Source organism: Luteimonas sp. TWI662 (assembly GCF_039673825.1).
In the GTDB taxonomy this organism is placed as follows: Bacteria; Pseudomonadota; Gammaproteobacteria; order Xanthomonadales; family Xanthomonadaceae; genus Luteimonas.
In genome coordinates this window covers 25,608-39,914 of the sequence record NZ_JBDJMI010000007.1, presented here as the reverse complement: position 1 = coordinate 39,914, position 14,307 = coordinate 25,608, and the positions used below count along the sequence as shown (strand labels likewise).

Here is a 14,307-nt window from a genome sequence, read left to right as displayed (position 1 = left end):
ATCGCCGGTGGGTGTGGCCCCAAGGTAGGGCCGCCCTGGACGCCCGGCATTGATGCAGATCAACCGTCGGTGCGCAGATGGCCGCACGGATTCACGTGTCGATCCGCATCGTGCTTTCTGGCTGCAGACATGCGGACGCCCCGACAAGCGGGGCGTCCGAGTCCTGCCGATTGCGGGAAGGTCAGTCGAACTTGAACTTCGCGCCGACGGTGAAGTAGCGGCCGATCGCGCCGCTGAAGTCCATCGGGTTGTAGTTGATGGCGCCGTAGGTCAACGGGTCGAGCGGTGCGACACGATCGGTGAGGTTGGCGACCGAGCCGAACAGCTCCCAGTGCTCGGCCGGCATCCAGCGCGCCGACAGGTCGATCGTGTAGAACGAGGGCAGCTTGCAGCCACGCGGGGCGTCGTCGCCGCTGGCGAAGCCGTTCGCGCAGTCGGTGTCGCTCGCCTCGGTGACGTTGCGCAGGCTGTCGCGCCAGTTGACGACGCTGCTGATGGTGAACTGATCCATCTCCCACGTGGCGCCGAAGTTCGCCTTGTTCTTCGGTGTGCCGATGCAGTTGGTCACATCGCAGTTGCCGTGGGTGCCGGCGAACTCGTACACCGTGCCATCGACATCCTCGCGCGCGAACTTGCTGATGTGGGTGAACTGCAGGTCCAGCCGCAGGCGGCCCGCATTGCCCAGTTCGAATCGCTGCTCGAGGTCGACGTCGAAGCCCTCGACAGTGGTCGAGGAGGCGTTCTCATAGCCCACCAGCACGGCGAGGATCGAGCCGCTGCCCGGCGTGCCCGGAATCTCGTTGGTGCCGCGGATCACGTTGGCACCGCCGGCGGCGATCGCCGCGTCGGCGCTGCCGCCGAAGATCTCGTCGGTGCGCTTGATGCGGAACGCGTCGAGTGCGAGCGAGCCGCCGGTCCAGGGCGAGAGCACCAGGCCGAGGGTCGTGCTCTTGGATTCCTCGGGGCGCAGGTCCGGATTGGGCGAGGTGATCAGCGCGATCGAGCCGGCATCGCAGTCCTGCGGTTCGTGGCCGGGCGCGGCGCAGCGCACCGGGTCGACCGCGGTGCTGAAGGCGGCCAGGCCGCCGGTGCCGGCCTCGGCCGGGTTCGGGGCACGGAAGCCCTCGGCGTAGGTGCCGCGCAGCGCGATCCAGTCGCTGGGCGACCACTTCACGCCGACTTTGGGCGTGGTCGAGGTCTCGCCGCCGTCGTACTTGTCCACGCGCAGCGCGCCGGTCAGTTCCAGGGTCTCGTGCACCGGCGCCTGCAACTCGACGTAGGCGCTGGAGACCTTCTCCACGCCGCCATAGGCCGAGTAGCCCAGGCCGATGATGTCGCCGATGTCGGTGTAGGTCTGCGGCGTCAGCAGCACCGACTGGCGGCGGTACTCGGCACCGACTGCCAGGCCCAGCGGACCGCCGGCCAGGTCGGCCAGCGAACGCGTGGCCTTGGCGTCGATGATGTCCAGGCGGGTGCGCCCGGTGGCGCGGATGCGTGGCGAGATGTAGTCGTAAAGCGCTTGGCTATTGCGGCCGGCGTCGTCGCCGATGCGCCACCAGCCGACCGGGCTGTTGGGGTCTTCGAGCGCGGTCTTGACGTGGCTGTAGCGCAAAAAGCCGGTGCGCTCGTTGGTCAGGTCGGTGCCCGAGTGCAGGTAGCCAACGTCGTAGTCCCAGGCCCCGGCGGTGCCCTTGAAGCCGAGCAGCAGGCGCATGAAGCGACTGTCGTTGTAGGTCGTGCGTGGGCCGACGTCGAACGCGGCGTAGCGCAGTCGGTTGGCCGTGCCCGGATACGGGTTGTCCGGATGGTCCGGGCCAAGCACGACCGCGCCGGGGCCCGGATCGGACGCATTGACCGGGCCGCCCGGATAGCCCCAGGCGCCCGACGCACTCGAGGGCGTGTTCTGGAACACGGTCTGCTTGTTGGCGATGCCCAGTTCCATGTACAGCTCGCTGCTGTCGCCGACCGCGAATGCGGCGCGCGAGAAGAAGTTCACGTACTTCTCTTCGGGCGACAGGTCGCGGAATCGGGCCACATCCCACAGACAGCCGCCGGCTGGATCCTGCGGGGTCACATCCGACAGACCCGCGCAGCCGGGCAGCGACTCGAAGCGGCCGGTGACCGGGTTCTGGACCGCGCCGTTTGGACTGGCGCCGGCGCCGGTGCCGCCGCCGGTGATCCGGCCGGGCAGGTTGCCGCCGATGCCGTAGCCCCAGCGGCGGGTGTCGCCGGTGCCGATCCAGTCGCGGTTGCGACGGTCGTAGAGCCGGATGGCGTCGGTCTTGGCCGCTTCGATACTGAAGAAGGCGTTGTAGCCGTCCTCGGTCAGACTGCCGGTGCCCGCGGTCAGCGACGCCTTGGGCTGGTCGCCGCCGCCATCGTCCGACCAGCCGTACGACACGGTCGCCACTGCGCCGGTGAAGTCGGTGCGCAGGATCACGTTGACCACGCCGGCGATCGCGTCCGAGCCATAGACCGACGATGCGCCGTCCTTGAGCACCTCGATGCGCTCGACCGCATCGAGCGGGATCGTGCTCAGGTCGGTGAACACCTTCTGGCCGTCGTCGGCCAGGCCGAACGGTGCCATGCGGCGGCCGTTGAGCAGCACCAGCGTCGAGCCGGCGCCCAGGCCGCGCAGCGAGATGGCCGCACCGCCGCCGGCGAAGCCGTTGCCGAAGCTCTTGGGCACCGAGCCCGCGCCATCGACCGCCAGGCTTTGCAGGTACTCGCCGACCGTGGTCTTGCCAGTGCGGTCGATCTGCTCGCGCGAGATCACCTGCACCGGCGACGCGGTCTCGGTGTCGGTGCGCGGGATGTTGGAGCCGGTCACGGTGATGCGGTCCAGCGTGGTGGTGGTCTGCTGCGCGGTGGCCTGCATCGGCGCGATGGCGGCGAGCGCGAGGGGGATCGACAGGGCGAGCGCACGGCGGCGCAAGGGACGGCGGACGGGCGATGTCATGGAAAGGGTCCTGAGCTGGAAAGCGACGACGGAACGGGGGATCCCGGTCGCCCGCACACGCGTGCGGAGCGGCTGCCGCAGTTAAGATCTCGTTAATGTGACAAGCGCGTGAGGTCGCGCAATTCATCCAATGACGAGCCTGGTGTGTTCAACGGCGGTTAATTCCGCTGAATGGGCTGCGATCTTGCACCCAGCGCTCGACCGGACCTGGCGGGGTATGTGTCGGTGCCAGGTGCCCCCGGCTTGATTCCGCGGCAGCCAGACCAATATCGGCGCTCTCGCAACACGCCACACGGACCGTCATGACCGCCACCACCGAGACCCGCAAGTTCGAAGCCGAAGTCGCCCAGGTGCTGCACCTGGTGACGCACTCGCTGTACTCGCACAAGGAGATCTTCCTGCGCGAGCTGATCTCCAACGCCTCCGATGCCTGCGACAAGCTGCGCTTCGAGTCGATCGCCAATCCCGAGCTGCTGGCCGGCAGCAGCGAACTGCATATCGACGTGAGCTGGGACAAGGCTGCACGCACGGTGACGATCCGCGACAACGGCATCGGCATGACCCGCGATGACGTGGTCGCCAACATCGGCACCATCGCCAGCTCCGGCACACGGCGGTTCCTGGAAGCGATGAGCGGCGAGCAGAAGGCCGACGCGCGACTGATCGGCCAGTTCGGTGTGGGCTTCTATTCGGCCTTCGTCGTCGCCGACCGGGTGACCGTGCGCACCCGCCACGCCGGCGCCGCCCCCGAAGCCGGCGTGAAGTGGGAGAGCGACGGCCGCGGCGAGTACGCGCTCGAGGACGTCACGCTGTCCGAGCGCGGCACCACGGTGGTCCTGCACCTGAAGGCCGACGAGGACGAGTTCCTCGACGGCTGGAAGCTGCGCGCGCTGGTGCGCAAGTACTCCGATCATGTTGCGTTCCCGATCCGCATGCCCAAGGACGCGCCGTCGCCGGCCGACGACGCATCGGACGAGGACGCGACCAAGGCCGACGCCGCGCCGGAGTGGGAAACCGCCAACGACGCCTCGGCGCTGTGGACCAAGCCCAAGTCCGAGATCTCAGACGAGGAATACCAGAACTTCTACAAGGCGCTCGGCCACGACTTCAACGACGCGGCTGCGTGGACCCACAACCGCGTCGAGGGCAGCCAGAGCTTCACCACGCTGCTGTACCTGCCGTCGCAGCCGCCGTTCGACCTGATGATGGGTGGCCGCGACGAGCGCAAGGGCCTGAAGCTCTACATCAAGCGCGTGTTCGTCATGGACGCGGCCGAGGAACTGCTGCCCAACTACCTGCGCTTCGTGCGCGGCGTCGTCGACGCCGACGACCTGCCGCTCAACGTCAGCCGCGAACTGCTGCAGCACAACCGTCAGCTCGAGCGCATCAAGGGCGCGTGCGTCAAGCGCGTGCTCGACTTGATCGAGAAGCTCGCACGCGACGATGCCGACAAGTTCGCCGCGTTCTACAAGGCCTTCGGCAACACGCTCAAGGAAGGCATCGTCGAGGATCCCGGCAACCGCGAGCGCATCGCCAAGCTGCTGCGCTTCGCCTCGACCCAGGGCGAGGGCGCGGCGCAGACCGTGTCGCTGGACGACTACGTCGGCCGCATGGCCGTGGGCCAGGACACAATCTGGTACATCACCGCCGACGGCTACGCCGCCGCGGCCGGCAGCCCGCAGCTCGAGGCCTTCCGCGCGAAGGATATCGAGGTGCTGCTGATGTTCGACCGCATCGACGAGTGGATGCTCGGTCACCTGCACGAGTACGCCGGCAAGTCGCTGAAGAACGTCGCCAAGGGCGAGCTGCCACTCGATGCCGCCGACAAGGCCAAGCAGGAAGAGGCCGCGAAGGCCGCCGCGCCGCTGATCGAGCGGCTCAAGGGCCTGCTCGGCGAGCGCGTGGGCGAGGTGCGCGTGTCCGCCCGCCTGACCGATTCGCCCTCGTGCCTGGCGCTGGCCGATTACGAGATGGCCCCGCACCTGGCGCGGCTGCTGCGTGAGGCCGGCCAGGCGATCCCCGACAGCAAGCCGACGCTGGAGATCAATCCGCAGCACGCGTTGCTGCAGCGGATCGAAGCCGAGGCCGATGACGCCAAGGCGACCGACCTGGCCACGCTGTTGCTCGAGCAGGCCGAGATCGCCGCCGGTGCCCCGCTGCCCGACCCGGCAGCCTTCGTGCAGCGCCTCAACCGCGTCTTGCTGGGCTGAGCTTGACGTGCCCTCCCCCGCAATGCGGGGGAGGGTTGGGTGGGGGCCGAGCAGGTCGCGGGGTGGATGCGGAAAGCGACTGCATGAAAGTCATGCCCCCACCCGGCGCCGATGGCGCCGACCTCCCCCGCGAGCGGGGGAGATGTGCTGAGCGTTACGTCCCTGCGTTCGGGAAGGGGCGCGGGTGTCGATCAGCGTCGCGAGACCTGCGTGTCGAGGGCTTCGCGTTGGGGGAGCGATTGCGGCCAGCCCCCGGCGAGCGCCCGATACAGCGAGACGGCGCCGGTGGCGGTCCGGGTGCGGCCCGCGGCGAACGCGTCTTCTGCCTGCAGCTGCGTGCGCTCGGCGTCGAGGACGTCGAGCAGCCCGGTCGCGCCCGCTTCGAAGCGCATGCGGGCCAGCCGTGCAGCGCGCGCGCTGTCGCGGGCGGCGCGCGCGAGCTCGACATCTTCGTCGTGGGCGCGATCGAAGCGTGCCAGCGCGTTGCCCGTGTCCTCGAGCGCGCGCAGCACCGTCTGCTGGTAGCGCGCCAGTTCCAGTTCGGCGTCGGCATCGGCCGCAGCGATGCGGGCACGCACCCGCCCGATGTCGAGGAACGACCAGTCGATGCCCAGGGCCACGAGCCGGGTCTCGCTGTCGCGCTTGAACAGCGCGTCGACGTCGCCAGCCTGGCTGCCGATCAGGCCACCCAGGGTGAGCCGGGGGAAGAGGTCGGCGGTCGCGACGCCCACGCGCGCGGTCGCGGCGTGCAACCGGTGTTCGGCGGCCGAGACATCCGGGCGCAGCCGCAGCACGTCGGCCGGCGTGCCGGGGTCGATCGCGCGCGGCACGGCAGGCAGATCGCGCGCGGCGCTGAGAGCATCGCGCAGCGCGTCGGGCGTGCGGCCGGTCAGGACCGCGATGCGATGGATCGCGACCGCGATCTCGGCCTCCAGCGCCGGAATCCGCGATGCGGTCGAGGCCGCCTGCGCGGAGGCGCGCGCGCTGTCGAAGTCGCTGTCCTGGCCGGCGTTGCGGCGGGCCTCGACCAGCGCCAGCGTGTGCTGCTGGTTGCCGGCGTTCTCGGTCGCCACGCGCAACCGCTCTTGCAGCCCGCGCAGGTCCAGGTAGGCGGTCGCGACCTCGCCGACGATCGCGACCTGCAAGGCGCGCAGGTCGTCGGCGCTCGCGGCGGCTTCGGCGCGGCCGGCCTCGACGCCGCGCCGCACGCGGCCAAACAGGTCGAGCTCCCAGCTCGCGCCGATACCGGCCTCGAAGGCGTCGCTGTCGCGTGCGTCACGCGGCACGCCCGGTGCCTGGTCGGCGCTGGCGCGGCTGCTGGTTGCGCGGCCACTGACGTCGATCGTCGGCAACTGGTCGAAACGCGCGCCGCGCAACAAGGCGTTGGCGCGATCGAAGCGGGCGAGCGCGATGCGCAGGTCGTGGTTGGCGGTCAACGCCTCGTCGACCAGCGCGGTGAGCTGCGGGTCGCCGAAGGCCTGCCAGAAAGCGCCATCGGCCGGTGCGGAGACGGGCAACGCCGCCGCCGCATCAGTCGCGGAGGCCTGCACGCCGAATGTCTCGGGCACCGCCATCGTCGGACGCACGTGGTCCGGGCCGACGGCGCAGGCGGCGAGCAGCGCCGTGGCCAAGGTGGCGATGAGCGGACGCGTCACCATGGCAGTGCCTGATCGAAGTAGAAGTAGCCGCCGGTCGGGCCGTCGTCGTCGATCAGCGCGAGCCGCACACTGGTGCGCGCGCCGTCGACGACCTCGAGCTCGCCGTTCTGTTCATCGCCGGCCTTGTTCATGTCGGTGCGCACGTAGCCGGGATGGATCGTGTTGACCTTGATGCCGGCGTCCTTGAGCACGTGCGCCAGGTGCACCGTCCACGCGTTCACCGCACTCTTGGATACGTTGTAGGCGGGCAGGCCCTTCATGTCGTAGATGAAGGAGGCCGGGTCCTGGTGCTGGCTGATCGAGCCGAGCAGGCTCGACACGTTGACGATCCGGCCCGCGTTGGACCTGTGCAGCAGCGGCAGCAGCGCCTGCGTGGTCGCGATCAGGCCGAACACGTTGGTCTCGAACGTCGTGCGCCAGGTGTCGAGCGATTGGCCGGTCGTGCCTTTCGTCGGGTCGTCGGCAACGATGCCGGCGTTGTTGACCAGGATGTCGAGACGGCCGTGGCGGGCCTCGATGGTCTTCGCGGCCTCGGCGATGCTGGCCGCGTCGGTGACGTCGAGTGCGATCGCCTCGACCGGCAGCCCTTCGGCCTGCAGCTTGAGCGCGGCCTCGACCGCGCGGTCGCGGTTGCGGCCAGCCAGCAGCGTGTGCACGCCGGCGGCGCTGAGCTGGCGCACGGTTTCCAGGCCGATGCCACGAGTGGCGCCGGTGACCAGAGCGATGCGGGAATCGGAAACGGACATGAGCAACTCCTAGTGGGGGTCAGGAATGGGCCGGTGCCATGGGGGCGACCGGGGCATGCGACACGAGTGGCCGGTTGGCGAGCTTGCGCATCGCGACGTAGAACACCGGCGTGAGGAACAGGCCGAAGAGCGTGACGCCCAACATGCCGGCGAATACGGTGATTCCAGTGATCGACCGGACCTCGGCGCCCGCACCGGTGGACAGCACCAGCGGCACGGTGCCGGCGATGAACGCGACCGAGGTCATGACGATCGGCCGCAGGCGCAGGCGGCTGGCTTCCAGCGCCGACGTGATGATGTCCTTGCCTTGCGTCTCCAGTTCGCGGGCGAACTCCACGATCAGGATCGCGTTCTTGCAGGCCAGGCCCATCAGCACCACCAGACCCACCTGCACGAACACGTTGTTGTCGCCGCCGGCCAGCCACACGCCGAACAGAGCGGACAGCAACGTCATCGGCACGATCAGAATCACCGCCAGCGGCAGCGACCAGCTTTCGTACAGCGCGGCCAGCACCAGGAAGGCGAGCATCACCGCCAGCGGGAACACCACCAGCGCGGCGCCGCTCTGGTTGGACTGCTGATAGCTCAGGTCGCTCCAGCCGATGCCCATGCCGTTCGGAAGCACCTGGCCGGCCAGCTCGGTGACCTTGGCCATCGCCTCGCCCGACGACAGCACGCGCGGGTCGGCATCGCCCAGCAGATCGGCGGCCGGATACCCGTTGAAGCGGATCACCGGGTCCGGGCCATACGTCTGGCGGACATGCACCATCGAGCCCACCGGCACCATTTCACCGGCCGCATTGCGCGTGCGCAGCGCGGCGATGTCCGACACGTCCTCGCGGAACGGACCGTCGGCCTGGGCGATGACCTGCCAGGTGCGGCCGAACATGTTGAAGTCGTTGACGTAGGCCGAGCCCAGATAGGTCTGCAGCGTGTCGAACAGCTCGGTCAGCGGCACACCCTGTGCCTTGGCCTTGACGCGATCGACCTCGGCATCGAGTTGCGGCACGTTGGCCTGGTAGCTGCTGATCGGATAGCCCAGTCCCGGCGTCTGCATCGCGGCCGCCTGGAAGGCCTGCACCGCGGCCTGCAGCTCGCCGTAGCCCAGGCGCGTGCGGTCCTCGACGAACAGCGACCATCCCGAGCCGTTGCCCAGCCCCTGGATCGGTGGCGGCATGAAGGCAAAGGTGAAGCCTTCCTGGATGGTCGAGAACTTCTGGTTGAGCTCGGCGGTGATCGCCTCGGCGCTGCGGCTGCGTTCGGAGAACGGATCGAGCGTGAAGAACACCACGCCGTTGTTGGGCGTGTTGGTGAACTGCAGCGGGTTCAGGCCCGGGAACGCGATCTCGCTGGCGACGCCGTCGACCTCGCTGGCGAGTGCCGCCATCCGCTTGAGTACCGCGTCGGTGCGTTCGATCGATGCGCCTTCGGGCATTTTGACGCCTGCGATCACATACATCTTGTCCTGCACCGGGATGAAGCCCGCCGGCACGATCTTGAACATCAGGGCGGCGCCCGCCAGCAGCACGGCATAGACCACGAACACCGCGCCCCGACGGCCCAACGAACGCGAGACCGCACTTTCGTAGCGCTCGGAGCTGCGATGGAAGAAGCGGTTGAACGGACGGAACACCCAGCCGAACGCCCGATCGATGAGCTGGGTCAGCCGGTCCTTCGGCGCGCCGTGCGGTTGCAGCAGCTTGGCCGCCAGGGCCGGCGACAGCGTCAACGAGTTGATCGCCGAGATCACGGTGGAGATGGCAATGGTCACCGCGAACTGCTTGTAGAACTGACCGGTGACGCCGGTCAGGAAGGCCATCGGCACGAACACCGCGCACAGCACCAGCGCGATCGCGATGATCGGCCCGGACACCTCGCGCATCGCCAAGTGGGCCGCTTCCAGTGGGGAGGCGCCCAGCTCGATGTGGCGCTCGACGTTCTCCACCACCACGATGGCGTCGTCGACGACGATGCCGATCGCCAACACCAGTCCGAACAGTGTGAGGGTGTTGATCGAGTAGCCGAGCAGGTACAGCACCGCGAACGTGCCGACGATCGACACCGGGACCGCGAGCAGCGGAATGATCGATGCGCGCCAGGTCTGCAGGAACAGGATCACCACCAGCACCACCAGCAGCGTGGCTTCGATCAGCGTCGTCACCACCGACTTGATGGAATCGCGCACGAAGATCGTGGTGTCGTAGATCGACTGGATCTCCACGCCGGGCGGGAGCGAAGGCCGCAGCCGTTCCATCGTCTCGACCACGCCGTCGCGGATCTCGAGCGCGTTCGCGCCCGGGGCCTGGAAGACACCGATGGCCGCGGCGTTCTTGCCGTCCAGGCGCGCGCGCAGCGTGTAGTCGCCGGCGGCCAGTTCGATCCGGGCCACATCGGCCAGGCGCACCAGCTCGCCGTCGCTGCCGGCCTTGAGCACGATGTCGCCGAATTCCTCGACGGTCTCCAGGCGGCCCTTGGCATTGATCGGCAGCAGGAAGTCGCTGCCGTTGGGCATCGGTTCGGCACCGAGCTGGCCGGCGGACACCTGCACGTTCTGTTCGCGCACCGAACGCACCACGTCACCGGCGGTCAGGCCGCGCGCGGCGATCTTGTCGGGGTCCAGCCACAAGCGCATGGCGTAGTCGCCACCGCCGAAGACCTGAGCATCGCCCACGCCTGCGATCTTGGCGATCTCGTCCTTGACGTGCAGGCGCATGTAGTTGCGCAGGTACAGCGAATCGTAGCGGCCGTCCTGGGAGGTCAGGTGCACGACCATCAGGAACACCGGCGACTGCTTCTGCGTGGTCACGCCCTGCCGCCGGACGTCCTCGGGCAGTCGCGCCTGTGCCTGCGCCACGCGGTTCTGGACGCGCACCGCGGCGTCATCGGCGTCGGTGCCGGGCTTGAAGGTCACGGTGAGCTGCAGCACGCCGTCGGAGCCGGCCACGGACTTGATGTACATCATGTCCTCGACCCCGTTGATGGCTTCTTCGAGCGGGGTCGCCACCGTTTCGGCGATCACCTTCGGGTTGGCGCCGGGGTACACGGTGCGCACGACCACCGAGGGCGGCACGACTTCCGGGTACTCGCCAATCGGCAGCAAGGGAAGCGCGATCAGGCCGCCGGCGAAGATCAGGATCGACAGCACCGCGGCGAAGATCGGCCGGTCGATGAAGAAGCGGGAAAAGTCCACGGGAGCATCCTTGTGGGCGGCGCGAAGGCCGCAGCGAAAGAAAACGCGGGTACAGCGAGGCCTTCTCCGCGACGGCGAAGATGCCCCGAGGGTGCCGATGCGCACCGGGCTTGCTCGGCAAGGCCCGGCTCGTGCCCGATGCGCTGCACGCGTCTCCCCAGAGGGAGGCCGCGGTCATGCGACCCTTAGTGTTGTGCGACCGCCTTGACCGGCTGGCCATCGCGCATCGCGACCGTCTGCGGTGCGACCGGCATGCCGGGCATGAAGACCTTCTGCACGCCGTTGACGATGACGCGGTCGCCGGCGGCCAGGCCCGAGTCGACCACGCGCAGGCCATCGACCATGCGCCCGGGAACGATGTCGCGGCGTTGCGCGGTGTTGCCCTCGCCCAGCACGTAGACGTACTTGCGGTCCTGGTCGGTCAACACGGCCTTGTCGTCGATCAGCACCGCCTCGCGTGCGGTCGCGCCTTCGAGCTGCACGCGGGCGAACAGCCCCGGCGTGAACCGGCGGTCGGGGTTGGGCAGCACGGCGCGGGCGCGCACGGTGCCGGTGGCCGGATCGACCTGGTTGTCGAGGAAATCGACCGTGCCGGCATGCGGGTAGCCGGTCTCATCCGACAGACCCACGCGCACTGCGTTGCGGCCGGCGGTGCGCGCGCCCTCGCGGGCCAGCGCCTGGTGCCGCAGGAACGTGCGTTCGTCGGTCTCGAAGTAGACGTGCACCGGATCCTGCGAGACCACCGTGGTCAGCAGCGAGGCATCGGCCTGGGCGAGGTTGCCGGCGGTCAGCAACGCGCGCCCGGCGCGGCCGTCGACCGGTGCGCGGACCTGGGTGAACGCCAGATCCAGCTTCGCGGTTTCGACCGCGGCCTGCGCGGCGCGCACTGCGGCCTCGGCTTCGGCGCGTCCGGCGCTGCGGGCCTCGAAGTCGTCGCGCGAGATCGCGCTGGCCTCGATCAACGACTGCGCGCGGTCGTGCCGCGTCGCCGCCAATTGCGCCTCGGCGCGGACCCGGGCCAGCTCGGCCTCGGCGCGCTGCAACGCGGCGCGGTACGGACGCGGGTCGATGACGAACAGCAGGTCGCCCTGCTTCACTTCGTCGCCTTCGGCGTAGGCCACGCGCTCGACGTAGCCGCTGACCCGCGGGCGCAGCTCGACGCTCTCGACCGCAGCGATCCGGCCGGTGGCGTCGTTCCAGTCCTTGACCGGCTCGGCGAGCACCGCGGCGACCCCGACTTCAGGCGGGGGCGGCGGGCTGGCCGATTCGGCGCGGCTGTCGCAGCCGGCCACGGTGACGGCGATCGCGGCGGCCAGCAGCGAGCCGGCCAGGGCGCGGGTGAGGATGGGGGTCATGAGCGGAACTCCTGGGGGGATCGGGAACGGGCCGCGATGCGCTGCAGCAGCGCCTGCGCGGCGGTGTCGTGGGTCGATGCGGGCAGGCACGGTGCCGCCGCGAGGTCGATGTCGTCGGACAGCCCGGGCGGGCGCACCGGCTCCTCGGACGGGAACCGCAGCAGCGCGGCGTCCGGGCGCAGGCGGCCGTCGACCATGCGCAGCGCGTAGTCGGCGATCGCATCGGCGTCCGGCCACTGAGTGCAGGCGTGCGCGGCGTTGTGCGCGGTGCGCACCGGCGAGTCGATCGCCAGCATCTGCACCCGCACCGGCAGCGTTCGTGCTTCCTCGTGCAGCACACGGGCGAGCATCTGCAACGCGGCCGCACCGATCGAGCGGTGGCCGTAGCCCGACCAAGGCTGCTCGGCGCCAGGGCCGCCGACCAGGACATAGGCGCCGCCAGGGACCGGTGCGAGCAGCGGCAACAGATGCCGCGCGGCGGCCAGATGCGGCAGCAGGTCTTCGTCGAGCCGCCGGCGCAGGAAGTCGGCCGGGGCATCGAGCAGTCGGCGTGCCGGGGCGGCGCCGCGGATCGCTGCGACCACCGCGCCGGGACGGGGGCCGGCCAGCGCGGCGACGCGGTCCGCGAGCGCGGCGGCGTCGGCATCGCTGGACAACGTCGCGGCCAGCGGCAGCACGGTCGCGCCGTGACGCTCGCGCAGCGCGGCGAGGGCGGCGGCGTCGCGCGCCACCGCGATCGTCCGACGTCCGGCGGCTGCAGCGCGGGCGACCAGGCGCGTGCCGATCGCCCCGGTCGCGCCGAGCACCAGCAGCGGCGACATTGTCCCGGTCATGGGATTTTGTCTCCCGAAAAACAGGCTTCGACCGAGGCCTGGGACTCCTCGTCGGGGGCCGACACCCCCAGCCACGCCCACATCCGGTGCCAGTCGAAACCGCCACCACGCACCCCGCGGGGGACCGCAAGGCGGGCGCTAGATGATTGATTCGGCGGGACTTCCAACCGACGCCGGGGCGCGGCCGTGCGGCCTTGTCGGGTGACGGCATGGAGGCTGGGAACAGGGCGATCGAGGGACACCGGCGAGCTCCGGTCGGGCGAGGCGGCAAACGATAGGCCGCCATCCCGGACTTGATTAGTCCCGATTCGAGGGAATAATTGTCCCTCGAACGGGCCAATCGCGTCCGTCCCCACCGGAGTGCGCGCATGGCCCACGATCTCAACGACACGCTGATCTTCGTCAAGGTGGTCGAGCAGGGCAGCTTCATCGCTGCCGCCAACGCGCTCGGCCTGCCCAAGACCACGGTCAGCCGCAAGGTGCAGGAGCTCGAGCAGCGGCTGGGGGCGCGGCTGCTGCATCGGACCACACGTCGCCTGGGGCTGACCGAGGCCGGCGCGGTCTACCACGAGCATTGCCAGCGCATCGCGCGCGGGCTTGAAGAGGCCGAGGCCGCGGTGGGCCAATTGCAGGGCGGTCCGCGCGGCTGGCTGCGGTTCACCGTGCCCTACTCGATTGGCATCACCTGGATCGCGCCGCTGCTCGGCGATTTCCAGGCCCAATACCCGGAGATCCTGCTCGACATGCACATGGGCAACGAGCATCTCGATCTGATCGGCGGCGAGGCCGACCTGGCGTTGCGCGTGGGCACCCTGCCCGATTCCAACTTCGTCGCGCGCAAGCTCGGCAGCCTGCGCACGCAGGTCTTTGCCAGCCCCGCCTACATCGAACAGCACGGCGAGCCGCTGCATCCCGACGACCTGCAGCACCACCGCACACTGGTGATGCGCAAGAGCCGCAACCCGCACAACGGCCGGTTCGTGTGGTCGCTGACCGACGGCCAGGCGCTGCGCGAGTTCCCGGTCAATCCGCAGTTGGTCGGCAACGACCCGGCCGCCTTGAACTGGGCGCTGATCAAGGGCGAGGGCCTGATGCTGACCGGCGACGTGATGGCCAAGGCCTTTGTCGAAGCCGGCATGGTCCAGCGCGTGCTCGCCGGCTGGACCGGTCCGGAGGTCGACTTCAACGCGGTGTTCGCCGGCGGCCGGCTGGTCTCGCCGAAGGTCCGTGCGTTCGTCGATTTCCTCATCGAGCGCCTGAACTTCGACGCCGACCACATGCAGACCCTGTGCATGGTGCAGAAGCAGGCGATGGAGGCCAAGGCCGCCGGCGAGGTCGCACTGGCGCAGTTGGAGA

Annotated in this window: 7 protein-coding genes and 1 pseudogene; 2 read left to right on the top strand and 6 right to left on the bottom strand. The window is 69.5% G+C overall.

Going from position 1 to position 14,307, the window contains the following annotated elements:
* Positions 1 to 181: 181 nt before the first annotated feature.
* Positions 182 to 2,959, bottom strand: a complete 2,778-nt coding sequence (locus ABE488_RS07010; RefSeq protein ID WP_346447624.1) for a TonB-dependent receptor — start codon at positions 2,957 to 2,959, stop codon at positions 182 to 184.
* Between the two features lie 302 nt (positions 2,960 to 3,261).
* On the opposite strand from ABE488_RS07010, the gene htpG reads away from it, so the two are divergent.
* Positions 3,262 to 5,169, top strand: coding sequence for a molecular chaperone HtpG (gene htpG, locus ABE488_RS07005; protein WP_346447623.1), 1,908 nt, complete (start codon positions 3,262 to 3,264; stop codon positions 5,167 to 5,169).
* A gap of 191 nt (positions 5,170 to 5,360) precedes the next feature.
* On the opposite strand, the gene ABE488_RS07000 is transcribed toward htpG, so the two are convergent.
* The 5 genes from ABE488_RS07000 to ABE488_RS06980 all read right to left on the bottom strand — a co-directional run bounded on the left by ABE488_RS07000 (position 5,361) and on the right by ABE488_RS06980 (position 12,951).
* A complete protein-coding gene (locus tag ABE488_RS07000) occupies positions 5,361 to 6,824 on the bottom strand; it encodes an efflux transporter outer membrane subunit (protein WP_346447622.1) in 1,464 nt (487 codons plus the stop codon).
* Positions 6,821 to 7,573: an SDR family oxidoreductase gene (locus ABE488_RS06995; RefSeq protein WP_346447621.1), complete on the bottom strand. Its 753-nt coding sequence runs from the start codon at positions 7,571 to 7,573 to the stop codon at positions 6,821 to 6,823. Before ABE488_RS06995 ends, ABE488_RS07000 begins: the two co-directional genes overlap by 4 nt.
* Before the next feature lie 19 nt (positions 7,574 to 7,592).
* The gene (locus tag ABE488_RS06990; protein WP_346447620.1) at positions 7,593 to 10,763 is read right to left on the bottom strand and encodes a multidrug efflux RND transporter permease subunit; all 3,171 of its coding nucleotides are present in this window, start codon (positions 10,761 to 10,763) and stop codon (positions 7,593 to 7,595) included.
* 185 nt (positions 10,764 to 10,948) lie between these two features.
* Positions 10,949 to 12,118: an efflux RND transporter periplasmic adaptor subunit gene (locus ABE488_RS06985; protein WP_346447619.1), complete on the bottom strand. Its 1,170-nt coding sequence runs from the start codon at positions 12,116 to 12,118 to the stop codon at positions 10,949 to 10,951.
* Positions 12,115 to 12,951: an SDR family NAD(P)-dependent oxidoreductase gene (locus tag ABE488_RS06980; protein ID WP_346447618.1), complete on the bottom strand. Its 837-nt coding sequence runs from the start codon at positions 12,949 to 12,951 to the stop codon at positions 12,115 to 12,117. The genes ABE488_RS06985 and ABE488_RS06980 overlap by 4 nt, the downstream gene beginning before the upstream one ends.
* Positions 12,952 to 13,319: 368 nt before the next feature.
* Here ABE488_RS06980 and ABE488_RS06975 point away from each other — a divergent pair.
* Positions 13,320 to 14,231, top strand: a pseudogene (locus ABE488_RS06975) (LysR family transcriptional regulator); the annotation flags it as partial.
* Positions 14,232 to 14,307: the final 76 nt, after the last annotated feature.